Annotated in this window: 23 protein-coding genes; 4 read left to right on the plus strand and 19 right to left on the minus strand. The window is 60.0% G+C overall.

Going from position 1 to position 24,781, the window contains the following annotated elements; genetic code table 11:
- Positions 1 to 29: 29 nt before the first annotated feature.
- From QLG10_RS26435 to QLG10_RS26490, 12 genes are all read right to left on the minus strand, one after another.
- Positions 30 to 659 (minus strand): class I SAM-dependent methyltransferase, encoded by a 630-nt coding sequence (locus QLG10_RS26435; protein ID WP_110751836.1) that lies wholly within the window; start codon positions 657 to 659, stop codon positions 30 to 32.
- A gap of 116 nt (positions 660 to 775) precedes the next feature.
- On the minus strand, positions 776 to 1,420 hold the full coding sequence (locus QLG10_RS26440) for a methionine ABC transporter permease (RefSeq protein ID WP_008057629.1): 645 nt from the start codon (positions 1,418 to 1,420) through the stop codon (positions 776 to 778).
- Positions 1,410 to 2,531 carry an ATP-binding cassette domain-containing protein gene (locus tag QLG10_RS26445; protein WP_110751839.1) on the minus strand — a complete coding sequence of 374 codons (1,122 nt, stop codon included), beginning with the start codon at positions 2,529 to 2,531 and terminating at the stop codon, positions 1,410 to 1,412. Before QLG10_RS26445 ends, QLG10_RS26440 begins: the two co-directional genes overlap by 11 nt.
- Positions 2,532 to 2,533: 2 nt before the next feature.
- Entirely contained in the window at positions 2,534 to 3,343 is an 810-nt protein-coding gene (locus QLG10_RS26450; protein ID WP_188265201.1) for a MetQ/NlpA family ABC transporter substrate-binding protein, read from the minus strand.
- A 119-nt stretch (positions 3,344 to 3,462) separates the two neighbouring features.
- Positions 3,463 to 4,821: an LLM class flavin-dependent oxidoreductase gene (locus QLG10_RS26455; protein ID WP_282488290.1), complete on the minus strand. Its 1,359-nt coding sequence runs from the start codon at positions 4,819 to 4,821 to the stop codon at positions 3,463 to 3,465.
- On the minus strand, positions 4,821 to 6,014 hold the full coding sequence (locus QLG10_RS26460) for an SfnB family sulfur acquisition oxidoreductase (protein WP_282488291.1): 1,194 nt from the start codon (positions 6,012 to 6,014) through the stop codon (positions 4,821 to 4,823). Before QLG10_RS26460 ends, QLG10_RS26455 begins: the two co-directional genes overlap by 1 nt.
- Positions 6,015 to 6,051: 37 nt before the next feature.
- Positions 6,052 to 7,293 carry an SfnB family sulfur acquisition oxidoreductase gene (locus QLG10_RS26465; protein WP_282488292.1) on the minus strand — a complete coding sequence of 414 codons (1,242 nt, stop codon included), beginning with the start codon at positions 7,291 to 7,293 and terminating at the stop codon, positions 6,052 to 6,054.
- Positions 7,294 to 7,513: 220 nt separating this feature from the next.
- Entirely contained in the window at positions 7,514 to 8,272 is a 759-nt protein-coding gene (locus tag QLG10_RS26470; protein WP_282488293.1) for a hypothetical protein, read from the minus strand.
- A gap of 460 nt (positions 8,273 to 8,732) precedes the next feature.
- Complete coding sequence (tcyN, locus tag QLG10_RS26475; protein WP_020795812.1) at positions 8,733 to 9,488, minus strand: L-cystine ABC transporter ATP-binding protein TcyN; 756 nt, start codon at positions 9,486 to 9,488, stop codon at positions 8,733 to 8,735.
- 4 nt (positions 9,489 to 9,492) lie between these two features.
- Entirely contained in the window at positions 9,493 to 10,158 is a 666-nt protein-coding gene (gene tcyL, locus QLG10_RS26480; protein WP_020795811.1) for a cystine ABC transporter permease, read from the minus strand.
- Complete coding sequence (gene tcyJ / locus QLG10_RS26485; RefSeq protein ID WP_020795810.1) at positions 10,158 to 10,958, minus strand: cystine ABC transporter substrate-binding protein; 801 nt, start codon at positions 10,956 to 10,958, stop codon at positions 10,158 to 10,160. Before tcyJ ends, tcyL begins: the two co-directional genes overlap by 1 nt.
- Before the next feature lie 260 nt (positions 10,959 to 11,218).
- On the minus strand, positions 11,219 to 12,211 hold the full coding sequence (locus tag QLG10_RS26490) for a D-cysteine desulfhydrase (RefSeq protein WP_282488294.1): 993 nt from the start codon (positions 12,209 to 12,211) through the stop codon (positions 11,219 to 11,221).
- A gap of 189 nt (positions 12,212 to 12,400) precedes the next feature.
- Between QLG10_RS26490 and epsC the strand changes: the two genes are divergently transcribed.
- Positions 12,401 to 13,327, plus strand: coding sequence for a serine O-acetyltransferase EpsC (gene epsC, locus QLG10_RS26495; protein WP_110751853.1), 927 nt, complete (start codon positions 12,401 to 12,403; stop codon positions 13,325 to 13,327).
- 415 nt (positions 13,328 to 13,742) lie between these two features.
- Complete coding sequence (betT, locus tag QLG10_RS26500) at positions 13,743 to 15,698, plus strand: choline transporter BetT (protein WP_177411651.1); 1,956 nt, start codon at positions 13,743 to 13,745, stop codon at positions 15,696 to 15,698.
- 8 nt (positions 15,699 to 15,706) lie between these two features.
- On the opposite strand, the gene QLG10_RS26505 is transcribed toward betT, so the two are convergent.
- Complete coding sequence (locus QLG10_RS26505) at positions 15,707 to 15,967, minus strand: hypothetical protein (RefSeq protein ID WP_020795805.1); 261 nt, start codon at positions 15,965 to 15,967, stop codon at positions 15,707 to 15,709.
- 106 nt (positions 15,968 to 16,073) lie between these two features.
- Complete coding sequence (locus QLG10_RS26510) at positions 16,074 to 16,814, minus strand: SDR family oxidoreductase (protein WP_248678846.1); 741 nt, start codon at positions 16,812 to 16,814, stop codon at positions 16,074 to 16,076.
- A gap of 119 nt (positions 16,815 to 16,933) precedes the next feature.
- Between QLG10_RS26510 and QLG10_RS26515 the strand changes: the two genes are divergently transcribed.
- A complete protein-coding gene (locus tag QLG10_RS26515) occupies positions 16,934 to 17,824 on the plus strand; it encodes a LysR family transcriptional regulator (protein WP_282488295.1) in 891 nt (296 codons plus the stop codon).
- A 175-nt stretch (positions 17,825 to 17,999) separates the two neighbouring features.
- Entirely contained in the window at positions 18,000 to 19,037 is a 1,038-nt protein-coding gene (mgrA, locus tag QLG10_RS26520; RefSeq protein WP_110751863.1) for an L-glyceraldehyde 3-phosphate reductase, read from the plus strand.
- 159 nt (positions 19,038 to 19,196) lie between these two features.
- On the opposite strand, the gene tauD is transcribed toward mgrA, so the two are convergent.
- The 5 genes from tauD to gshA form a co-directional block, all read right to left on the minus strand.
- Positions 19,197 to 20,039 (minus strand): taurine dioxygenase, encoded by an 843-nt coding sequence (tauD, locus tag QLG10_RS26525; RefSeq protein ID WP_188265104.1) that lies wholly within the window; start codon positions 20,037 to 20,039, stop codon positions 19,197 to 19,199.
- Positions 20,040 to 20,083: 44 nt separating this feature from the next.
- Complete coding sequence (tauC, locus tag QLG10_RS26530) at positions 20,084 to 20,917, minus strand: taurine ABC transporter permease TauC (protein ID WP_282488297.1); 834 nt, start codon at positions 20,915 to 20,917, stop codon at positions 20,084 to 20,086.
- Complete coding sequence (gene tauB / locus QLG10_RS26535) at positions 20,914 to 21,708, minus strand: taurine ABC transporter ATP-binding subunit (RefSeq protein ID WP_110751869.1); 795 nt, start codon at positions 21,706 to 21,708, stop codon at positions 20,914 to 20,916. The genes tauC and tauB overlap by 4 nt, the downstream gene beginning before the upstream one ends.
- Before the next feature lie 16 nt (positions 21,709 to 21,724).
- A complete protein-coding gene (tauA, locus tag QLG10_RS26540) occupies positions 21,725 to 22,702 on the minus strand; it encodes a taurine ABC transporter substrate-binding protein (RefSeq protein ID WP_110751871.1) in 978 nt (325 codons plus the stop codon).
- A 237-nt stretch (positions 22,703 to 22,939) separates the two neighbouring features.
- Positions 22,940 to 24,523, minus strand: a complete 1,584-nt coding sequence (gene gshA, locus QLG10_RS26545) for a glutamate--cysteine ligase (protein ID WP_188265103.1) — start codon at positions 24,521 to 24,523, stop codon at positions 22,940 to 22,942.
- Between the last annotated feature and the right edge of the window lie 258 nt (positions 24,524 to 24,781).

Below are 24,781 nucleotides of genomic sequence, written 5' to 3' on the forward strand. Positions count from 1 at the left end.
GGGCTTGCCCGCGATGGCGTCAGTACTGACTACGAAGACTTGCGCCAGACACTCGCCAACCAAGGCTGCTGCTCGCGCGGCAGCCCTGCCGGCCGGTAGTAATGCTCCAGCTCCACAAAGCCCGCTTCGGTCAGCAATTGCTGCCATGCCTTCAGGTCGTGATACGACCCATAGCGCGGCCCGTTCCAGCCTTCCTGGTTGTCGCCACGGGGATTGGAGCTGAACAACACACCACCGGGCTTCAATGCCGCGCGCAGTTCTTTCAATACCCGGGGCAGCTCCTGGCGCGGGATGTGAAACAACACCGCATTGGCAAAAATCCCATCGAAGCGTTCCTGAGGCAAATCCAGCTTCAGGAAGTCCTGCTGCCAGACCTCGCAACCGCTGTCTTCCCGTGCCATTTGCGCAAACTTCTGCGAGCCATCAAGGCCCACGGCCGTGTGGCCCATGCGCGTAAAGGTCTGCAGGTCGCGACCGGGACCGCAGCCGAAATCGAGAATGTCGAACGGCGGCTCACCCTGGATATGCCGCAACAGCGCGTCGATGTTCTGGCTGACATCGTGATCGCGGGTGCCTTCGCGGAAACTTTCGGCCACCGAGTTGTAATGGCCCAGAGTCGTGGACGTGATCTGCTCAAGGTCGGCGGGGGTCTGTTTCATGGTCGGCTGCGCAGGCAATTGGTATCTGCCGAATATACGCCATCAAGGCTGGGGGTGCTGCGCAGCCATTCGCCGAAGTGTATACATGCCCTGCGGTGCGATCTTTTGATCTTGATCTAACGTTTGTTCAATCCCCGAGCCAACCGATCCCCACCCAACTGAATCACCGCGACCAACGCCACCAGCAACACAATCACCGTCAGCATGATCTGGCTATCGAACCGCTGATACCCATACCGATACGCAATGTCCCCCAACCCACCGGCACCAATCGCCCCCGCCATGGCCGATGAGTTGATCATTGTCACCAGGGTGATGGTGAAGCCCCCGACAATCCCCGGCAACGCCTCAGGCAACAGCACATGCCAGACGATGTGCCCACGTCGGCAGCCCATGGCTTGCGCTGCTTCGATCAAGCCGTGATCGACCTCGCGCAAGCTGACTTCAGCGATGCGTGCAAAGAACGGCGTAGCGGCGATGGTCAATGGCACCACGGCTGCCCAAACGCCGTACGTGGTACCGACGATCAAGCGGGTGAACGGAATCAACGCCACCATCAGGATCAGGAACGGAATCGAGCGGAACAGGTTTACGAAGGCACCCAGTGCGCGGTTAAGCGCCGGGGCTTCGTAGATGCCGCCCTTGGAGCTGGTGACCAGGATCACCGCCAGCGGAATGCCCGCCAGCAGTGCAATCAACGACGACACGCCGACCATCAAGAACGTGTCGATGAATCCCTGCAGCAAGCGATCAAACCACATAGCCCAATACCTCTACCTGTTGCGCCCACTGGCCGGCGCATTGACGCAGTTCTTCGACGCCCAGGGACGAGCCCGTCACGGCCAGCAGCAGTTGCCCAAGCGCGTGTCCCTGAATCCGTTCCACGCCACCCTGCAGCAAGCGCACGCGGCCACCGAGTGCACTGAACAGTGCGGCAAGGTCCGGTTCGGCCTGGGCCGTTCCGGTGAACTGCAGGCGCAGTACCACCGCGTCTTCTGCGGTCTGCGGTTGCGGATGCAAGCGGCTTTGCAGTTCTGGCGGCAGGGCGTGTTGCAAGGGGGCGAGCAAGGTCTTGCTGACCTCATGCTGCGGGTTGCCGAAGACTTCCCAGACGGGCCCCTGTTCAACGATTCGACCGTGTTCCAGCACCACGACGCGATCACAGATCTCGCGGATCACCGCCATTTCATGGGTGATCAGAATGATCGTCAGGCCCAGGCGCTGATTGATCTCTCGCAGCAGGCCGAGGATCGATTGTGTGGTCTCCGGGTCCAGTGCCGAAGTGGCTTCGTCGCACAGCAGAATCGCCGGGTCGTGAACCAGGGCGCGGGCGATGCCTACGCGCTGTTTCTGGCCGCCGGACAGTTGCGCCGGGTAAGCCTTGTGCTTGGCTTGCAAGCCCACCAGTTCCAGCAGTTCACGAACCTTCTGCTCGCGCTTTTCCTTGGGTACACCGGCGACTTTCAGCGGCAGCTCGACGTTCTGCCAAACCGTCTTGGCGGACATCAGGTTGAAGTGCTGGAAGATCATGCCGATGCGCCGACGCAATGCCACCAGACGGTCTTCATCAAACTCGCCGATGTCCACCTGATCGATCAGCACGCGCCCCGACGTCGGTTGTTCGAGGCGGTTGATGGTGCGGATCAGCGACGACTTGCCGGCGCCGCTACGACCGATGATGCCGAACACTTCACCGTGCTGGATCGCCAGGTCGATACCCTGCAACGCGGCCACCGGACCTTGCTTGCCGTCATAGGTTTTACCCAGGCCGATGAAGCGCACGTGAGCGCGGTTCAGGTCCGGGTGCAGTTCGGTCTGTTCAGCTTTCTGAGGCTCTGGAATATCCAGTCGCCGTTGGATCGCAGCTGTCATGCTCAGCTCTCCCAACCGGCTTGGTAGAGCTTGCCGTGGGCTTTATCCAAGGCTGCGCGAACGGCTGGCGAGTGCTGGTAGATGTCGACGAACTTGATCAGGCGCGGGTCGGTTTTGCTCTTCGGCTGGATCACGAACTGGATCACGTATTCCTTGTGGTCGAGGCCGTCGAACAGCAGGGCCGAACCGGCATCGAAGGTCTTCGCCAGGCGGATGTAAGCCGGGTAACCCTGGACGAGATCGGCGTCGTCATAGGCCCTTACCAGTTGCACGGCCTCGACTTGCAGGATCTTGATGTTCTTCGGGTTGGCGATGATGTCTTCTTCGGTGGCCTTGTAGCCGACACCCGGTTTTAGCGTGATCAAGCCGGCCTTGGCCAACAGCTGCAAGCCACGCCCGCTGTTGATCGGGTCGTTGGCGATGGCCACGCTTGCGCCTTGCGGTAGCTCGTCGAAGCTTTTGTACTTCTTCGAGTAGAGACCGACATTGTTGATGATTCCCGGTGCGAAGGGCACCAGGTCAAATCCGGAGGCATTCTTGGCGTTTTCCAGGAACGGGATGTGTTGGAAGTAGTTCACGTCGATGTCGCCGGCGGCGAGGCTGACGTTGGGCGCGATCCAGTCGGTGAACTCCACCAATTCGACTTTCAGGCCTTGTTTGCCAGCCTCTTCTACGGCCGCTTCCAGGGGAATGGCGAAGGCGGCGGTGGTGCCGATTTTCAAAGGCGCGTCGGCGGCGAACACCGTAGAGCTGAACAGGCCGAGGGCCAGGGCCAGTGCTTTGACTGGGTTAGAGAGGTGGTGCTTGGTCATGATATTTTTTCCAGTCAGTGCATAAGATTTTTGGTGTTTGGTCGGGCCTCTTCGCGAGCAGGCTCGCTCCCACAGGGGAGTACATTCCAAATGTGGGAGCGAGCCTGCTCGCGAAGCTTTTAGCGGCGAAACGCGGACCCGGTATGTTGCTCAGGCAAATGTGCGCCCTCGTTGAACAGCTTTTCGCGCAAGCTGCCATTGTCGTAAGCAGTCTTGTACGACCCACGCCGTTGCAACTCCGGAATCACCAGTTCAATGAAATCCACATAGCTTTCCGGTGTGACGATGCGCGTCAGGTTGAAGCCGTCCAGGCCGGTTTCGGCGATCCACGATTCCAGCTCATCGGCCACTTGCCCGGGCGAGCCGACCACGGTGATGTAGCGTCCGCCGAGGGCGTGTTGCTCCAGCAATTTGCGGCGGGTCCAGTCGTTGTTCTGCAGGTTCTTGGTCGCCGACTGGATCGCGTTGCTCTTGACGTACTGGATCGGTTCGTCGATGGCGTACTCGGAAAAATCGATGCCAGTGGAGGCCGAAAAATGCGCCACGCCGGCCTCGGCGCTGGCGTAGCTCAGGTATTCGGCGTGCTTGGCCCAAGCGAGTTCTTCAGTCGCGCCGACGATCACGTTCAAGCCCATGAACACTTTGATGTCCTCAGGGTTGCGCCCAGCCTCGACGGCGCTGGCGCGAACCTTGTCCACCTGGATTTTGGTCGACGGCTTGTTCGATCCGCTGATAAACACGCACTCGGCGTGGCGCCCGGCGAACAGCAAACCGCGATCGGAACTGCCCGCCTGGAACAGCACCGGCGTGCGCTGCGGTGACGGCTCGCACAGGTGGTAACCCTCGACCTGGTAGAACTCGCCCTTGTGTTCGACCTTGTGTACTTTTTCTGGCGCAGCGTAGATGCGTTGCTGCGGATCATTGAGTACCGCGCCGTTTTCCCAACTGCCTTCCCAGAGTTTGTAGAGCACCTCCAGGTATTCGTCGGCTTGGTCGTAGCGGCGGTCATGCTCGACTTGTTCGTTCAGGCCCATGGCCTTGGCCGCGCTGTCGAGGTAACCGGTGACGATGTTCCAACCGATTCGACCGCGACTCAGATGATCCAGCGTCGACATGCGCCGCGCGAACAGGTACGGCGGTTCGTAGGTGAGGTTGGCGGTGAGGCCGAAGCCAAGGTTTTTCGTCACCGCAGCCATCGCCGAAACCAGCAGCAACGGATCGTTGACCGGCAATTGGATCGATTCTTTGAGCGGCACGTCCACCGAGTTCTGGTACACGTCATAGACGCCGACGATATCCGCGATGAACAAGCCATCGAACAGTCCGCGCTCCAGCAACTGTGCCAGTTCGGTCCAGTATTCGATCGTCTTGTACTGGGTCGAGATGTCCCGTGGATGCGTCCACAAGCCATGGTTGATGTGCCCGATGCAGTTCATGTTGAACGCGTTGAGCAGGATCTTCTTTTTCGCCTTGGCCATCAGATGGTCCCCCGCAGTGGCGGGTTTTCATCGTTGAGGTAGTAGTTGCCGACTGCGTGATATTTCCAGCGAACCGGGTCGTGCAGGGTATGCACCCGGGCGTTGCGCCAATGGCGATCCAGACCGTGCTCGACCAGGGTGGCCTGGCTGCCGGCCAGTTCGAACAGCGTAGTGCCGGCGGCGAGGGAAATTTCAGTGCTGATGGCACGGGCTTCGGCGACGGCGATCGACGCGGCGGCGACGGTCTCGGCGCGGGTGTCGGCCTGGGCCTTGTCGAGCAATTCACCAGCGCGCTCAAGCAAGGCTTCGGCAGCGTGCAGGCGAATGCTCAAGTGGCCGAAGCTCTTGAGGGTCAGTGGGTCGTCGCTGGCTTTTTCATGGGTGGCGTCGATCCATGGCCGGGTCTTGGTGCGCACGAAATGCAGCGCGTCTTCATAGGCCGCGCGGGCGATGCCGGTGTCGATGGCGGCATGGAGAATCTGCGCCAGCGGGCCGACCGGTGTCGGCCGCTCGAAGGCGGTCTGGAACGGGATCACGTCTTCCGCGGCCACAAAGACCTCTTCGAACACCACCGAGCCGCTACCGGTGGTGCGCTGGCCGAAGCCGCTCCAGTCGTCGATCACCGTCAGGCCCTTGCTGTTGCGCGGGAGGAAAGCCAGTTGCTGCACGCCGTTTTCATCGATCACAGAGGTCGGGATGCGCTGGGCGTAGATCGCACCGGTGGCGTAGAACTTTCGACCGTTGATGCGATAGCCATCGCCATCGCGTGTCAGACGGGTGACGCGATCATGGGCGGTTTTAGTCCCCAGCTCTGCCAGTGCATTACCGAAGCGCTGGCCGGCCAATACTTCGGCGTACAGGCGCTTTTTCTGCGCTTCGCTGCCATTCACGCGCAGCACTTCCAGCGCATAGAAGTGGTTCTGCGGGATTTGCCCGAGGGAACCATCCGCTTGGGCGATCAGTGCGATGACCTTGGCCAGGGTGACGTTGGAAACGCCCGCGCCGCCGTACGCCTTCGGCACGCTGATGCCCCACAGGCCCGAGCGGGAGAACACCTCCAGCTCGGGGTGCGGCAAGCGACGTTCACGGTCGCGCAGGGCGCTGTCGCGTTTGAAATCTTCGGCCAGATCGCTGGCGACGATCAGGGCTTGCTCATCGCTGGTGATGATTGCAACGTGTTGAGAAAGGGTCATGTGTTTCTCCAGAGCTCTGGTAAAAAGTGTCTGGCCGTTAAATCCAGGAATGCCGAGCCGGCAACGTGCCGTTCAGGTGATAGGCGCCAACCGCGTAGTATTTCCAGCGCACCGGGTCGTGCAGGGTGTGCACCCGGGCGTTGCGCCAATGGCGGTCGAGGTTGAACTCGGCAAGGGTGGATCGGCTGCCGGCCAGCTCGAACAGCTTTTCACTGGCCAGCAACGAGATTTCGGTGGTCAACACTTTGGCTTCGGCGACGGCAATCGAAGCGCGGGCAGCGGACTCGGCGGTCAGCGGTGCGGCGTTCACCTGGTCGAGCACCTGCCCGGCCTTGCGCAGCAGCGCTTCGGCGGCGTGCAATTCGATTTTCAGCTTGCCGATATCGGCGATGACGTACAGGTCATCGCTGGCCCGTTCAACGTTGGCGTCAACCCATGGCCGGGCGCGGGTTTTCACGAACTCGATGGCGTCATCAATCGCGCCCCGGGCGATGCCGGCATCGATGGCCGCCTGGATCAGTTGCGAAACCGCGCCCTGAGTATTGGGCTTTTCATTGATCTTCCAGTTATCCACCACCAGCTCGGCGTCGACCCGCACGTTGTTGAGCAAAATGGTGCCGCTGGCGGTGGTGCGCTGGCCGAAACCGGACCAGTCATCGACGATGCGCAACCCCGGCGTACCGCGACGAACGAAGGCCAGCACTTGCTTGCCGTCGTCATTGAGCGCCTTGACCGCGACCCAGTGCGCGAACAGCGCGCCGGTGGAATAAAACTTCTGGCCGTTGAGGACAAAACCGTCGCCATCGGCAGTGATGCGCGCCTTGAGTTCAAGGGTATTTTTAGCGCCACGTTCCGGCCCGGCATTACCAATGCGCCAGCCTTCGAGCACGCTTTTGAACAGCTGTTTTTTCTGCGCTTCGGTAGCGCTGCCGAGTATCAGGTTCAGGATGCCGAACTGGTTCTGTGGAATTTGCCCCAGGGCCGGGTCTGCCGCGGAAATGATCGCGAACACTTCGGCCAGGGTGACGAATGAAACCTGTGGGCCACCGTACTCGTGGGGGATGGCAATGCTGCCCAGGCCGCTTCGGGTGAACTGTTCGACTTCCGACCACGGCAGCTTGCGCTGCTGGTCGCGCCTGGCCGCTTGCAGGCGAGCGACTTGCGCCAGCTCAAGGGCGGCCTTGATGGCTTGAGCGTCGTTGCGCAGCACCTGTGCGGGCAACAACAATGGGGCGACGTCCAGGTCACTCTGGACGATTGCGTCAGCCAGACTGGACATCAGCGCCACTCCCTGGCTACACGCAATGCCCTGGCGATCTGCACTGGGGTGATTGTGTTCCGGACCATACCTACCTCACATCTCATGAAAACGCCGCGGGGTGCGGCGAACGAAAACAAGAATGTCCGGTGGTCCGGTGCATATACCCTAATCTTGTATAAATATTTTTAAAACTAACTTTTAGTAATATGCATGGAAGGTTATAGGATCGCTGCCATCGCTAACGACGTTCTGCGGCCTGGAGGTGTTCCTTCTTCGGCTCCTTGGGGTAGGGATTGGCACAACCAATCTTCAATGTCCGTGCGGGTGCCCAGCGAGAATTGTTGCCTACGCGATCGAGGATGCAGTAAGTCACTTCCAGTCGCAGGTCTTCGCCGGCTTCCAGAATGATCGCCGCAGGCACCCAGACCTGAACCGGCTGGCCCACATCGCGTTCCTTGAGTGGGGGCAAATCCATGCGGACGTCGCCCCATCGCAAGGTGATTTCGTCATCGGCGGCCATGTTCACGTAAGGCTCGATGGTCACCGGCACGCCACGCTTGATCTGGTTGGGGTTCACTCCCTGGCGCCGAATCGTTTCAGGAATGGTTACCGGGGCCAGGCTCTGATTTTCGTCACCACTCAATGCAGATACCTGCCCACCCGGACACTCGAGTTTGGACTGCACACGCTGGGCGGGGGATACGATCGGTGCTTGTCCTATCTGCATGATTCGATAGTGGACGTATGAAGAGCCGCTAGCGATAAAACTCTCGGGTACCCGTAGCTGGACGGGTTGGCCAATCTCGTTGGCCGTCAGAACCCTGGAGGCGACGTAGCAGTTGTCCCAGAACAGTTCGATCAGGTCGCCTTCGTCCATCGCGGGGTAGGGCGGCACCTCGATCAGCAAGTGCGTCGCCGAGGCGAGGTTGATCCCTGCCTTGTGTGATTGCGCGAGAGTCGGGGCGGCAAGTCCGGTTTTAGTTGAGGTGCTTTTCATGGAAGTCTCCTTGATGTTTTGCAATGAAGTCCGTTTGGGGAAAACAAAACGTGAATTCGAACAGCAAAACCGTTCATTACTTTGAATTTAAATAATGACTGGGCGCGAGCGGTGCCGCTGGAAAGAGACTAGATAAGAGTTAGCCAGAGTAAGTGTCAATAGAGTGGGTTGGTTAAATGGGACGTCGGGCGTTATTCAGAATTATCCTACGCTTTGAAGTTAACAAGCTGTCCAGATACGTCGAATAATACTCGCCAAGGGCGCCATTTTTTGAGGGTTCGGCGCGGTTTTGGGGGTGCTCGAGAATCAGTCATTAAACTGTTGCGCTATACATATATGTATCGAGCGCACTGACAAAATATGCATGTAGCGCACAGGTATATAAATAATCTAAGGATTGGAGTTTATGTCGGGGAGGTGTCACTTCCATCCATGGAAGTTGACAGGTGTTACGAGGAGTTTAATGGTGTGCGTTGTTCAGGAACTTGCTGAGAAACTGTTTCGTGCGCTCTTCCTTGGGGTTGGCAAACAATGCCTTGGCCTCGCCTTGTTCGACGATCACACCCTTGTCAAAAAACACCACGCGATTGGCCACGTCACGGGCGAAAGCCATTTCGTGGGTGACGATGACCATGGTGCGGTTCTCGTCGGCCAGGCCGCGGATGGTCGCCAGCACTTCACCCACAAGCTCCGGGTCGAGCGCCGAGGTCGGTTCGTCGAACAGAATCACTTCCGGTTCCATCGCCAGCGCTCGGGCAATCGCCACGCGCTGTTGCTGACCACCGGAAAGGCGGCGCGGGTAGGCGTCCTCCTTGCCTGCCAGGCCTACCTTGGCCAACAGCTTTTTACCCAAGGCAACGGCGTCGGCGTGCGGGATCTTCTTGACGATGATCGGGCCTTCGATAACGTTTTCCAGGGCTGTGCGGTGGGGGAACAGGTTGAAATTCTGAAACACGAAGCCCACGTGCTGGCGCAAACGGCGCACCAGGCTCTGTTGCTGGTTCAATGGGCGGCTGGTATCGACTTCGATGTCGCCGACCTTGATCCGGCCGCTGGTGGGTGCTTCGAGGAAGTTCAGGCAGCGCAGGAAGGTGGTCTTGCCCGAGCCGCTTGGCCCGATGATTGCCACCACCTCACCTTCCTTCACTTGCAGATCGATGCCGTTGAGCACGACTTGACCCTTGAACTGCTTTGTCAGTTTTTCCACGACAATCATGGGGTCAGGACTCCTGGTCGTGCCGATTGACCCGTGCTTCCAACTGGTTCTGCAGGTGCGATAGCACCGTGGCCAGGACCCAGTAGATCAGCGCGGCGGCAAGGTACATGGTGAACACTTCGAAGGTGCGTGCGGTAATCAGTTGCGCCTGACGGAACAGCTCCGGCACTTGGATGGTAGCGGCCAGCGCGGTGTCCTTAACCAGCGAGATAAAGCTGTTGCCCAGTGGCGGCAATGCGGTACGCATCGCTTGCGGCAGGATGGCCCGGCGCAATGTTTGCGCACGGGTCATGCCGATACTGGCAGCGGCTTCCCACTGCCCGCGTTCAATCGAACCGATCGCGGCGCGCAGGATTTCGCAGGCGTAGGCCGCCATGTTCAGCGAGAAGCCGATCAGGGCCGCGGGCAGTGGATCGAGCTCCATGCCCAATTGCGGCAAGCCGTAATAGATCACGAACAGTTGCACCAGCAACGGAGTGCCGCGAAAGAACGACACGTAGATGCGGGCCAGCCAGTTGACCGATTTGAAGCGCGACAGGCGCATCAACGCCAGACCGAACCCCATCACCAGGCCGAAGAACATTCCGCCCAGGCTGAGGATGACCGTGTAATACGCGCCCTTGAGCAGAAAGGGCGCGGAATCCAGTGCGAGTTGGAAAGCAGCTTCCATTATTTGGTGACGTCAGCTTGGAAGTACTTTTCCGAGATCTTGGCCAGGGTGCCGTCGGCACGCAGCTCGTCGAGGGCCTTGTTCACGGCAGCCAGCAGTTCCGGCTCGCCTTTGCGCAGGGCAATACCGGCTTCCTGGCGAGAGAACGCCTGGCCGGCAGCGACGGTTTTCGGTGCTTTCTTGGCGTATTCAAGCGCGGCGAGACGGTCGATCAGGATGGCGTCGGTACGGCCGTTGTTGAGGTCGGCGAACTTGGTCGGATCATCGTCGTAGGTACGCACGTCGGCGCCTGGTACGTTGGCTCTCACCCACTGTTCGTAGTTGGTGCCAAGGCCCACGCCGACTTTCTTGCCGGACAAGTCGGCGGCGCTCTTGATGTTCAACGCGGCTTCCTTGTCCTTCAGCACCAGCGCCTGGATACCGGAAACGGTGTATGGCTCGGAGAAGTCATACTTCTTCTTGCGCTCGTCGGAGATGGTTACCTGGTTGACCACTATGTCCAGGCGCTTGGATTCGAGAGCGGCGAGAATGCCGTCCCACTTGGTTGGCTGAATTTTGGCCTTGACGCCCAGCTTCTGGGCCAGGGCTTCGGAGAGCTCGACCTCGAAACCCGAAAGCTTGCCGTTTTCATCGACGAAGCTGAACGGAGGATAAGTACCTTCCAGGCCGACGTTGATCACGCCTTTATCCTTGATCTGTTTCAGTTGCTCACCGGCCCATGCCTGGCCGATCAGGCCGGCGCTCAAGGCCAGACCTAGCGAACCCACCAGCAGATTTCGACGTAGTGCGGAAAAATTCATGACAAGCCCCTGTGTTTTCTTATGGAAGACGCTTAAGGAAAGTTGGCAAAATCGGGATTTGGACGACTGCGATATCCTGCCCTAAAGCAGCCTATGCGTCTCGCTGCAAATTCGCCTGCGGCGAGACTATATGATGCCGCTTTTAGATTAGAAAATAATAAATTCTATTTTTGTTATTTCCTAAAAGAATATATGCGACCCGGAAAGATCGCAGCCTTCGGTAGCTTCTGCAGAGGCGGCGATCTTTTGATCCTTGGTTCTTACAGAAAGCTTGTATAGGCGAACAACGCCGGCGCTCCACCGGTGTGCAGGAAGATGATCGGCCCCTCATTGAAACGCTGGCGCCCGATCCCGTCCAATAGCCCCGCCATGGCCTTGCCAGTGTAGACCGGGTCCAGCAGCAGGCCTTCCTGACCAGCCACCAGCTTCACCGCTGCCAACGTCCCGGCATTGGGCTCGCCATAGCGCGGTGCGAAATATTCATCCCACAACTCGACCTTGAAACTCGCCGGCAATGGCATCTCCAGCAACTCGGCGGTGCGCTCGGCCAGGCCCTGGACTTTTGGTCGCTGATCTTCATCGCTGCGCGAAACGGTGACGCCGATGACTGGCAAATCCGGCAATGCTTCACTCAACGCCAGTGCCAGGCCACTGTGTGTCCCGGCGCTGCCCGAGGCCAGGACGACCGCGGCGAAATTCAGCCCGGTGTCCTTGATCTGCTCGGCCAGTTCCAGCCCGGCTCGCACATAACCCAGGGCGCCCAGCGCATTCGAACCACCGATCGGCACCAGGTACGGCTCCTTGCCGTTGCTGCGCAGACGGTTGGCCAAGGCTTGCAGTTGCTCATCGGCGTTATCCAGGTTCTCTACCAACTCGACCTTGGCATCGAACAGGTCCAGCAATAGCCGATTGCCGTTGCCGACGTAATTGGCGTCGTCGGTGCCCAGCGGGTTTTCCAACAGGGCCACGCAACCAAGGCCCAGCTTGGCGGCAATGGCCGCGGTCTGGCGCACATGATTGGACTGCAGTGCCCCGGCCGTGATCAATGTATCGGCGCCCTGAGCCAGGGCGTCGGCGGCCAGGTATTCAAGTTTGCGCAACTTGTTGCCGCCCATCGCCAGTGGCGTCAGGTCATCGCGTTTGACGTAGATGTCGCGACCCAGCCAGGCCGACAGGCGTTCGAGTTTTTCCAGGGCAGTGGGCTGACCGAGCAGGTCGAGACGATTAAAGCGGGCAAGCTGTTGTTTGATCATGGTTCCGTACTGGCGGTGGAAGGTCACTGGACTATAGGCACGCCACTTTATCGGGGCAACCGCCAATCGCTTATAGCCGATTGTGCTTATCACAGCACAATTGGTTCTTAATTTGGCTTGCGGGCCTTGCCGTAAAGTATCGCCGTTAGTGCGGCCAGACAGTCCGGCCGCCCGTGAGGAGTTTTTACCGTGAGTGAACGTTCCAGCCATTGGCAATTGCAAACCATCGTCAGCCAACTGCGCACGGCACGTGAGCAGTGGCGTGCACAAAACGGCCGCGCCAGTGGTGAGCAGGGTGGTCGCGAGTTGCCGTCACGGGCGGCCATGGCGGATATTCTCGAAGCGCTCTGCGGTGCGCTGTTCCCGATGCGCCTGGGGCCGGTGGACTTGCGCGAAGAGAGTGAAGATTTCTACGTCGGCCACACCCTTGATGTGGCGTTAAACGCGTTACTGGCTCAGGCGCGGCTTGAATTGCGCTATGCCGCACGGCACAGCGCCCAGGTCGACACTGAGGTCGAGGCTAAAACCATCCAGATCATCCAGGACTTCGCCCTCGCGTTGCCGGGGCTGCGCAGCCTGTTGGACACCGACGTCCTGGCGGCCTATCACGGCGACCCGGCGGCGCGTAGCGTCGACGAGGTGTTGCTGTGCTATCCCGGTATTCTGGCGGTGATTCACCATCGCCTCGCGCACCATTTATATCGCGCCGGGCTGCCGTTGCTGGCACGGATCAGCGCGGAAATCGCCCACTCGGCCACCGGCATCGACATTCACCCGGGCGCGCAGATCGGCCGCAGTTTCTTCATCGACCACGGGACCGGTGTCGTGATCGGCGAGACCGCGATCATCGGCGAACGGGTGCGCATTTATCAGGCGGTGACCTTGGGTGCCAAGCGTTTTCCAGCGGACGAAGACGGCCAGTTGCAGAAGGGCCAGGCGCGGCATCCGATCGTCGAGGATGACGTGGTGATTTATGCCGGCGCGACGATTCTGGGGCGGATCACCATCGGCAAGGGCTCGACCATTGGCGGTAATGTCTGGCTGACCCGCAGCGTACCGGCAGGCAGTAACCTGACCCAGGCGAATTTGCAGCTTGATGACGGGGCGCAGAAGTAAGTCCTGAGACCTCCGCTGCTCGATATGCCGCCTTCGCGAGCAAGCCCGCTCCCACATTAGATGCGTACCTGCCTGGCAACTCGGTCTAATGTGGGAGCGGGCTTGCTCGCGAATGGTTTCAAGGCGAACCCTGGTAATGGCATCCAGCAATTTTGCGGTGGGCTAATCCTCCAAAATCCGCGTAATACACCTCCTTGAGCTAGTGTTCAACCACGACCGCCGAGCCTTGCGATTAGTCCTTAGCACCCTATTCATGTTTAACTTGAACGTTCATTCAAGTTAAACCGGTGGTTCGCTGCCCGCTCACAACAGGAGGCTTGCCTTTGCTGAGTCCGATTTCTACAGCCACGTCCAACCCCTTCGAGGTGCACCTTCAATGAGTGCATCGTCCATTCCCCCAAGCGGCCTGATCCGCATGAATCCGCCGGTTTTCTACTTCGCGGCGACCTTCATCCTGTTGTTCGGTGTCGTGGTCATGGCCATGCCGGAACAGGCCGGCGCCTGGTTACTGGCGGCGCAAAACTGGGCAGCCAACACGGTTGGCTGGTACTACATGCTGGCGATGACCCTGTATCTGGTCTTCGTGGTGGTCACCGCGTTATCGGGCTACGGCAAGATTAAACTCGGTGCCGACCACGACGAGCCCGAATTCAGTTATCTGTCCTGGGCCGGCATGCTGTTCGCTGCCGGAATCAGCATCACGCTGTTTTTCTTCTGCGTGTCCGAACCCTTGACCCATATGCTGCAACCGCCTCAGGGCGAGGCCGGCACGGCGGATGCGGCGCGGCAGGCGATGCAGATCCTGTTTCTGCACTGGGGCCTGCACGGCTGGGGCGTGTTCGCCTTTGTCGGCATGGCGCTGGCCTACTTCGCCTACCGACATAACCTGCCGCTGGCCTTGCGCTCGGCGCTGTACCCGCTGATCGGCAAGCGCATCAATGGCCCCATTGGCTACGCGGTGGACGGCTTCGGCATCATCGCCACGGTCTTCGGTCTCGGCGCCGACATGGGCTTTGGTGTGTTGCACCTCAATTCGGGCCTGGACTACCTGTTCGGCATTGCCCACACCCAGTGGATTCAGGTCGGGCTGATCACCTTGATGATGGGCGCGGCGATCATCGTGGCGGTGTCCGGCGTCGACAAGGGCGTGCGGGTGATGTCCGATATCAACATGCTGCTGGCCTGTGCGTTGCTGCTGTTCGTGTTGTTCGCCGGGCCCACGCAGCACTTGCTCAATACCCTGATCCAGAACGTTGGCGACTACCTTGGCGCCTTGCCGATGAAGAGTTTCGACCTCTACGCCTACGACAAGCCCAGCGACTGGCTGGGCGGCTGGACGGTGTTCTACTGGGCCTGGTGGATCGCATGGTCGCCGTTCGTGGGGCTGTTCATTGCGCGGATTTCCCGTGGCCGGACCATCCGTGAGTTTGTCTTCGGTGTATTGCTGATTCCGCTGGGTTTCACCCTGGCGTGGATGTCGATCTTCGGCAACAGTGCCATCGACCAAGTGCTCAACCACGGCATGTCGGCGTTGGGCATGTCGGCCATCGACAACCCGTCGATGACTCTTTACCTGCTGCTGGAAACCTACCCGTGGAGCAAAACCGTGATCGCGGTCACGGTGTTCATCAGCTTCGTGTTCTTCGTCACTTCCGCCGACTCCGGCACCGTGGTGTTGTCGACGCTGTCCGCCAAGGGTGGCAACCCTGATGAGGACGGACCGAAATGGCTGCGGGTGTTCTGGGGGGCGATGACCGCACTGGTGACCAGCGCGTTGCTGTTCTCCGGCAGCATTGATGCATTGAAGTCAGCTGTGGTCCTGACTTCGCTGCCGTTCTCGCTGATTTTGCTGTTGATGATGTGGGGGCTGCACAAAGCGTTCTATCTGGAGTCGCAAAAGCAGATTGCGCAGATGCATTCCCTGGCGCCGGTGTCCGGCTCGCGACGCGGTGGCTGGCGGCAGCGCTTGAGCCAGGCGGTGCATTTTCCATCGCGGGATGAGGTCTACCGCTTCCTCGATTCGACGGTGCGCCCCGCCATCGAAGAGGTGTCGGCAGTGTTTATCGAAAAGGGCCTGAGCGTCGTGACTCATCCGGAACCGGTCAACGACAGCGTCAGCCTGGAAATCGGTCACGGCGACGAACACCCGTTCATCTACCAGGTACAAATGCGCGGCTACTTCACGCCGTCGTTTGCCCGGGGTGGCATGGGTTCCAAGCAGCTCAATAATCGTCGCTATTACCGGGCTGAAGTGCATCTGAGCGAGGGTAGCCAGAATTACGATCTGGTGGGATACACCAAGGAGCAGATCATCAACGACATCCTTGACCAGTACGAGCGGCACATGCAGTTCTTGCACCTGGTGCGTTGAGCAGCTCTTCAGGTCTCGGTGGTCAACACCATGAACAACACCAGCGCCGCCACCGGGATACCGAACACGGCGCTGCCAACCATCACCTCCGTGCCCAATGGCTGGCGGGCATGCACGATGCCCACCGCGCCATTGATCAGCGTCAGGGCCAGCCACAGCACGATAAAGCTGTAGGCGAGGACCTGGCGGGGGAAGCCGATTTTTTCGCCGATGTACAGCATCAAGGCAAGCAGGATCAGCCCGAAGGTGATGATGATGGTGGTGTGCATGGTATGTGCCCCCCTTCAGGTGAGTGCTGCCACAAGATTCACCGCGATCCCTGTGGTAGCGAGCCTGCTCGCGAATGGTGTCGCTGCGGTTTTAGTGTGAGCATAGTTAAACCAGCCCGCCATTCACCCGCAGAATCTGCCCATTGACCCACGCCGCCTCCGGCCCGACCAGGAACGTCACGACACGGGCAATATCCTCTGGTTGCCCTAGGCGCTCCAGTGGCGCCATTTTGGCGAAACTCTGGATCTGCTCTTCGCTCTTTCCATGCAGGAACAAATCGGTCGCCACCGGCCCCGGTGCCACGGCATTGACCGTGATATTGCGCCCGCGCATCTCCTTGGCAAATACCTGGGTCAAAGATTCCACCGCGGCCTTGCTGGCGATGTACACGGCGTAGCCCGGCAGATTCAGGCCGACGGTACTGCTGGAAAAATTGATGATCTTCCCGCCGCTATTCAAGCGTGTGGCGGCTTCGCGCAGGGTGTTGAAGGTGCCGCGCGCATGGATGTTGAAGTTCTGTTCGAACAATTCGTCGCTGTGCTGCGCCAGGGGCATGACCTTGAGGATACCAGCGTTGTTTACCAGCACGTCGACTTTGCCCAAGTGTGCTTCGGTCTCATCGAACATCCGGCGTACGTCATCGGCACTGGCCACGTCCGCCTTGATCGCTATGGCTCGATGACCCGCCTGGCGCAACTCTACAACCAGTCGTGAAGCCTCGCTGGCGCTGTGGGCGTAGTTGATGGCGACAGCAAAGCCTTCGCTGGCCAGTTGCCTGGCAATGACGGCACCGATGCCGCGCGAAGCGCCGGTCACGAGGGCAACCCTGGAAGTTTGAGTGGTCATGGCAATGTCCTGTTGATTGGGTGTGGGGGCCAATCTCACATGTTTACTCAGGCCGATAAATGCACGAGAGTTGCCTTTACTGTTCAAAAAACATCAACAATAGAGCGGGGGAGGCGAGCGTGGATCAAGTCAAAGCGATGAAGGTGTTCGTGCGCATCTACGAGCGCAGCAGCTTTACCCTGGCGGCGGCCGACCTGAACCTGCCGCGTGCAACGTTGACCCACACGCTGAATCAGTTCGAAGCCTGGCTGGGCACGCGTTTGCTGGAACGCAGCACACGCAGGGTGCGCCCTACGCTGGATGGCGAGGCGTACTACTCGCGATGTGTGCAATTGCTCGCGGAGCTGGAAGAAGCGGAGCTGGCGTTCCGTAGCGTGGCGCCCAAAGGCCGGCTGCGCGTCGACTTGCACGGCACCTTGGCCAAACACTTCGTAATCCCGGCCCTGCCGCAATTCATGGCCCTTTACCCGGACATCGAACTGTCCCTCAGCGAGGCCGATCGCCAGGTTGACCTCATCACCGAAGGCGTCGATTGCGTGCTGCGCGCCGGTTCCCTTGGCGATTCCACACTGATCGGCAAACGCGTCGCCAACCTGCGCCAGATCACCTGCGCCAGCCCCGGCTATCTGCGCCAATACGGCGAGCCCAAAAGCCTGGCCGATCTGCAAAACCATCGCGCGGTGAACTACGTCTCGCGCACGACGGCCAAATTGTTTCCGTTCGAATTCATGGTCGATGGCGAGCGCAAGGAAGTGTCCATCGCGGGGGCCGTCTCGGTGTTTGGCGCTCAGATCTATGCCGCCTCGGCGATTGCCGGACTGGGCTTGATCCAGTGCCCGCGCTACCGCATGGAAACGCAGATCGCGCAGGGGCTGATAAAGGAAGTCCTCATCGAAACACCGCCGCCACCGATGCCGGTGTCAGTGCTGTACCCGCACAACCGACACATGTCGCCACGGGTTCGGGTATTCGTGGATTGGTTGGGGGAGGTGTTTGCGGATGCCGGATGAAGAGCCGAACGCAGAGCGTCCGTTGAGGCATTCCCGCGCAGAGCGTGGGAACGATCATCTGTGAAACGTTTCAGCCAATATTCGAATCCGGGGTTTTCTGGCGTTTATCTGGGCGTATGCTGGGCGACTGGCGAAGCAGACGTAACCAGATTCAAGACAGACAAGTGAGGATTCGATGACTTACACCGCTGCCGAAAACCGCTACGACTCCATCCCTTACCGCCGCGTGGGCCGCAGTGGGCTGGTACTGCCTGCGCTGTCCCTGGGCCTGTGGCACAACTTTGGCGACAGCACGCCGATCGACACCCAGCGTGCGTTGTTGCGCACGGCGTTCGACCTGGGCATCAACCATTTCGACCTGGCCAATAACTACGGTCCGCCGTACGGCAGTGCCGAGATCAACTTCGGGCGTTTGCTGCGTGAAGACTTCAAGCAGTACCGTGACGAGTTGATCATTTCGAGCAAGGCCGGTTGGGACATGTGGCCCGGTCCTTACGGTCAGGGCGGCGGTTCGCGCAAGTACGTGCTCGCCAGCCTTGACCAGAGCCTGCAGCGCCTGGGCCTGGACTACGTGGATATTTTCTATTCCCACCGTTTCGACCCGGACACCCCGCTGGAGGAAACCGCCAGCGCGCTGGCCACGGCGGTGCAGCAGGGCAAGGCGCTGTACATCGGCATCTCGTCTTATTCCGGGGTGAAAACCCGTGAAATGGCGGCGCTGCTCAAGGAGTGGAAAGTACCGCTGTTGATTCACCAACCGGCCTACAACTTGCTCAATCGCTGGGTGGAAAAAGACTTGCTGGACACCACCGACGAGCTCGGCACCGGTGTCATTGCATTCACTCCATTGGCGCAGGGGCTGCTGACGGACAAATACCTCAACGGCGTGCCGGCGGATGCGCGAGTCAACCGTCCGGGCGGTGGTTCGTTGCAGGCTTCGCACTTGTCCGAGGCCAACATTGCCCATGTGCGTGCGCTCAATGAGATCGCCAAGCGTCGCGGTCAAAGCCTGGCGCAACTGGCGCTGGCCTGGACCCTGCGTGACCCGCGGGTGACCTCGGCGTTGATCGGCGCGAGCCGACCGGAGCAGATCATCGAGAACGTCGGGGCGTTGAAGAATTTGAGCTTCAGTGCTGAGGAATTGTCGGAGATTGACCGGTTTGCCCAAGAGGGTGGGATCAATCTTTGGGAGAAGCCGTCGACGGCTGAGTAAGTGATCGGCACTGGATTTCTGGTGCCTGTTCCGACCTCTTCGCGGGCAAGCCCGCTCCCACAGTGTCCGAGTCTTACACAAAGTCTGTGGACACTGTTGAACCTGTGGGAGCGGGCTTGCCCGCGATGGGGCCATCAGAGTCAGTACAAAACTGGCGGATCAGCGAAAGAAAGGCACATCCCCCAGCACCGTCGCCCGCTGCATCACCCGGCGCGCTGGGCGGTAATCATCCACCGCGTAATGCTGAGTCACGCGGTTGTCCCAGAACGCGATGTCGTCTTTCTGCCAGCGCCAGCGAATGGTGAATTCCGGGCGGGTGGTATGAGCGAACAGGAACTTCAAAATCGCCTCGCTTTCGGTTTCCGACAACTCGTTGATCTTCGAGGTGAAGCCCTCGTTGACGAACAATGAACGGCGCCCGCTCACCGGATGCGTGCGGATCACCGGGTGAGACAGTGGCGGATTCTTGCGCCGAGTCTCTTCCCACTGGGCCAGCGCTTCAGGCGTGTTGCCATAGCGCTCCAGCGGAAACGAACGGGTGAAGTCGTGGGTGGCGGTCAGCCCTTCGAGCAGGTTTTTCATGGGCGCCGACAAGGCTTCATACGCCGCGATGCCGCTGGCCCACAGGGTATCGCCGCCAAACTCCGGCAGCAGTTTGGCGCTGAGGACGGCGCCCATGGCCGGGGTCGGAAGGAAGGTCACGTCGGTGTGCCAGATCGCGTTGTCACGCACGTCGGTGACGGCGGTGTCGAGGATCAGCACCTCCGGTTGTTCCGGCACATTCGGGTAGATCGGATGGATGTGCAGGTCACCGAAATTGGCGGCGAATCGTGCCTGCTGCTGCGGGGTGATCGGTTGGTCACGGAAGAACAGCACCTGGTGCTTGAGCAGCGCGTGCTCAATGGCGTCGCGTTGTTCCAGGTTCAGCGGCTGGCTGACGTCGACGCCGCTGATCTGTGCGCCGAGGGCCGAGCTTAGAGGGACGATGGTCAAGTTGCTCATGGTGGTTCTCTTCAATCCGGGGTATCGAACAAAAACTGGAGGCATTAGTGAGCCTGGCCGTGCCATGGCACCAGCTTGCGTTGCAGGGCACGCAGGCCCATCTCCATCGCGAAGGCAATCAGCGCGATCACCAGGATCCCCAGCACCACCACATCGGTGACCAGGAACTGCGCAGCGGACTGCACCATGAAGCCCAGGCCGCTGGTGGCGGCAATCAGTTCGGCGGCCACCAGCGTCGACCAACCCACGCCCAAGCCAATGCGCACCCCAGTCAAAATGTCCGGCAAGGCGCTCGGCAGGATCACATGGCGGATCAATTGTGCGCGGGTCGCGCCCAGTGACTGCGCGGCGCGCAATTTGGCCGGGTCGACGGTGCGTACGCCAGTGGCGGTAGCGATGGCAATCGGGGCGAAAATGGCCAGGTAGATCAGCAGCACTTTCGACAATTCGCCGATACCGCACCAGATCACGATCAGCGGCAGGTAAGCCAGCGGTGGAATAGGGCGGTAAAACTCGATCACCGGATCGAGAATCCCGCGTGCAATGCGGTTATGTCCGATAGCGATACCGACTGGCACGGCCGTCAGCACCGCAAAGCCAAGGCCCAGGCCGATGCGGCTCAGGCTCGCGCCCAAATGCTGCCACAACGTCGAATCCATGTAGCCGGTGGTGACCAGCAGCCAGCCTTTTTGCAGCACGGCGGACGGTGGCGGCAGGAACAGCGGCTCGATCATTCCTGTGGCGGTGACAGCCCACCAAATGAATATCAGCGCGATCAATGTCAACACACTGATCCAGCGAGTACTCAAGCTACGGCGCAGCGTAATGGCCGTAGTACCCGGTTTAACCGCTGCGGCGGGAATTTCGTAGCTGCTCATGCGCGCTCCTGCCGCTGGGCGGCGCTGCGTTGGGAGAACACTTTGGCAAGCACGTGTTCGCGGGTCTCGATAAAGCGCGGATCGGACTTGATCGACCGTGCCGATTCTCCCGCGGCGTAACGTTGACCGAAATCCAGATGCAGACGCTCGACGATCTGCCCAGGATTGGGTGCCAGCAGAATCAGATCCGTGGCGAGAAACACGGCTTCTTCGATGTCGTGGGTAATCAGGAAGACCGGTTTGGCGGTGCGCCGCCAGACTTGCAGCAGCAGCTCTTGCATCTGTTCGCGGGTGAAGGCGTCCAAGGCCCCGAAGGGTTCGTCCATCAGCAATACTCGCGGATCGGCAGCGAGCGCGCGGGCCAGGCCGACACGCTGTTTCTGGCCGCCGGAGAGTTGCCAGATCCGGCGGTTTTCAAAACCGGCAAGGTCCACCAGCGCCAGCATTTCCCTTGCGCGGATTTCGCGTTTACCCCGAGCAATGCCAGCCAGTTCCAGGCCGAAGCCTACATTGGCCAGCACGTCCTGCCAGGGCAGCAGGGCGTCATCCTGGAACACCACACCGCGCTCGGCACTCGGGCCTTTGACCGGTACGCCGTCGAGGGTAATGCGCCCGGCACTGGGCTCGACGAAACCGGCAATCAGGTTCAACAGCGAGGTCTTGCCACTGCCGGAGGGGCCGAGGGCAACCAGCAACTGCTGGGGCCCCAGCGTCAGGGAAATATCCGCCAGCACAGGTGTGGGGCTGCCGGGGTACTGTGCGCTGATGCGCTCCAGCTGTAGCAAAGCCATCGCCATTAACTCCCTATCAATCCGTGATGAACTTGGCGCTGACGTACGGCGCGTAGTCCGGCAATACAGCATCAACCTTGCCTTGTTCCTTGAGGAACACAGCGGTGTCGGTGATCGCCTTGGTGGTCGGTGCGCCGAGGGTGACCACTTGATCAGCCGCCAGCGGGTAGACGTTGCCTTGCAGCAGCAGTGGAATGTCGCTGGCCTTCGCCCCAGACAGTTTTACCAGCTTGTCGACGTTGCCTTGATTGGCGAGCCAGGCTTGTGGGTCTTTGCGGTAATCGGCGTAGGCATCCAGGGTCACTTTGGCAAACGCGGTGACGATTTGCGGGTGCTTCTCGGCGAAGTCCTTGCGCACGATCCAGGCGTCAAAGGTGGGCGCCCCGAACTTGGCCAGTTCGCCGGAGGTGATCAGGACTTTGCCGTTTTCCTTGGCCACACCCAGGGCCGGGTCCCACACATAGGTGGCGTCGATGTCACCGCGTTTCCAGGCGGCAATGATCGCTGGTGGGGCCAGGTTCAGGACAGTGACTTTCGATGGATCGATGTTCCAGTGCTTCAGCGCAGCCAGCAGGCTGTAGTGGCCTGTGGAGACGAAGGGTACGGCGATCTTCTTGCCGATGAGGTCTTGGGGGGTCTTGATCCCTGAACCGTCGCGGGCCACCAGCGCTTCGGCGGCGCCGATCTGGGTAGCGATCAGGAAGGTTTCAACCGGTACTTTGCGGGTGATCGCTGCTGTCAGCGGGCTGGAACCGAGGTAGCCGATCTGCACGTCGCCGGAAGCAATGGCGGCGATGATGTCGGCACCATTATCAAATTTGCGCCAGTTGATGTCGGCCTTGGTGGCTTTTTCGTACGCGCCGTCGGCCTGTGCGACTTTTGCCGGGTCTACGGTGGTTTGGTAGGCGACAGTCACGTCGGCTGCCTGGGCCAGAAAGCTCGCCGCCGCCAGAGAGGCGGCCGCCAGGAGGCGAAGGGGAAAATTCAGTTTCATCGGGAAGCTCCATTCAGGCGACCGAGAGTCGGCGTGAAATGAGACTAAATGATATAAGAATTCGAAAATAAATAACTTTTTCGAATTAGCTTATGAGCGGAAAATTCTAAGCCGGAGCGTAGCTGGTCGTTCCCACGCGCAGCGAAAGATCGCCTCCACGGACGCTCCGCGTTCGGCTTTGGGACGCAGAGCGTCCCGGGCTGCATTCCCACGCAGAGCGTGGGAACGATCAGTGCGCTAGTTGCTGATTGCCAGAATGCTCGCCTGGTACGCACCAACGAACACATCGAAATCACCCACTTCGTTCTGCTCAAGCTCGGCTTGCTGGGCCAGCGATGAACGCGCCAGCTCTTCAAACCTGGCCTGTTGCTCTGCCGGCAACGGCTCGCTGCGGAAAAACTCGGCGTGTGCCCGGCTCTGACGGAGGGAGAATTGAGCAAAGCTTTCCTTGTGCTCGGCCATTGCCGCCAGCACCTGGGCCGATGGCGTCAGGGAAGGGTTCTGGACCTTGGCCATTTGCGCGTCCAGCGCTTTGCTATGGGCGTCGCCGCCATGGCTCTGGTCAAGCAGTGCGGCCAGTGGGGCAATCTGCTCCAGCAATTGGCCAGCCCACTCTTTCAGATCGACCGGTTGCCCGTCGCGCTGCAATTGCAGGCCTGGGCGACGACCTTCCTTGACCACACTGAGGAAGTTGGAGGTCGCATTCGAGCAGCTGGTGTTGGTCAACAACGGGCTGTCGTTCAGCGCGCAGTACAGCAGGAAGGCGTCGAGGAAGCGCGATTCGATGAGATCGATGCCCATTGGCAGGAACGGGTTGATGTCCAGGCAGCGCACTTCGACGTACTGGATGCCGCGGGCCACCAGCGCCTGGATCGGCCGCTCGCCGGTATAGGTCACGCGTTTCGGGCGGATGTTGGAGTAGTACTCGTTTTCGATCTGCAGGATGTTGGTATTGAGCTGGACCCACTCACCGTCCTGGTGGGTACCGACTTCGACATACGGTGCATAGGGTGTCGCCACCGCTTTGCGCAGGCTATCGGTATAGCTGTTCAGATCGTTGTAGCACGGTGTCAGGCCCGCTTGGGCGTTGCTCTGGTAACCCAGGTCGCTCATGCGCAGGCTGGTCGCGTACGGCAAATAGAGGGTGTCCGGGTCCAGCTGTTCCAGCTGGTGCGAACGACCACGCAAGAAGCCAGCGTCCAGTGCTGGCGAAGCACCGAACAGGTACATCAGCAGCCAGCTGTAGCGCCGGAAGTTGCGGATCAGTGCGATATAGGACGACGACTGGAAATCGCGGTCGGTGCCGACAAAGCCTTCGGCCTGCTTGAGCAGCGGCCAGAGTTTTTCCGGCAGGGAAAAGTTGTAGTGAATGCCGGCAATGCACTGCATGGTCTTGCCGTAGCGAAGGGCGAGGCCTTTGCGGTAGACGTACTTGAGCTGCCCGATATTGGACGTGCCGTAGTAGGCAATCGGGATGTCTTCCTCGGCCGGCAACGGACACGGCATCGAGGGGCTCCACAGGTACTCGTTGCCGAGCTTGCTGTAGGCAAAACGGTGAATGCTGTCCAGGCTCGCCAGCGTATCCGCCGGGTCGGGCAGGGCTGGGGTGATGAACTCCAGCAGCGACTCGGAATAGTCGGTGGTGATCTGTTCGTTGGTCAGCGCGGAACCCAATTCTTCCGGGTGCGGCGTTTGCGCCAGGCGACCTTCATCGGTCACGCGCAGGCATTCACGTTCGATGCCGTGAAGGCACTGTTCGAGCAGAGAGAGGTTAGCGCGCTCGCCGAGCAGGGCCAGGCGGCGGTTGAGAAGTTCGCTCAAGTTGGATTCCTTCACGCGTCAGTCGCCCCAATATGGGGGTGGGCAAGACGGTCTACAAGGGTGAAGTTGAAACTGGCGTTTTCGCCTGGTTTTTGTCGCCGTGCACGTTCTGATCGTCGCAATCCCCTGTGGGAGCGAGCCTGCTCGCGAAGAGGGAGTGTCAATCGACATTGAAGTCGCTTGATACACCACCTTCGCGAGCAGGCTCGCTCCCACAGGAAACTCCGGCGCTGCGGTCACAGCGCTGAAATTAACTCA

The organism is Pseudomonas sp. V98_8, from assembly GCF_029967975.1.
In the GTDB taxonomy this organism is placed as follows: Bacteria; Pseudomonadota; Gammaproteobacteria; order Pseudomonadales; family Pseudomonadaceae; genus Aquipseudomonas; species Aquipseudomonas umsongensis.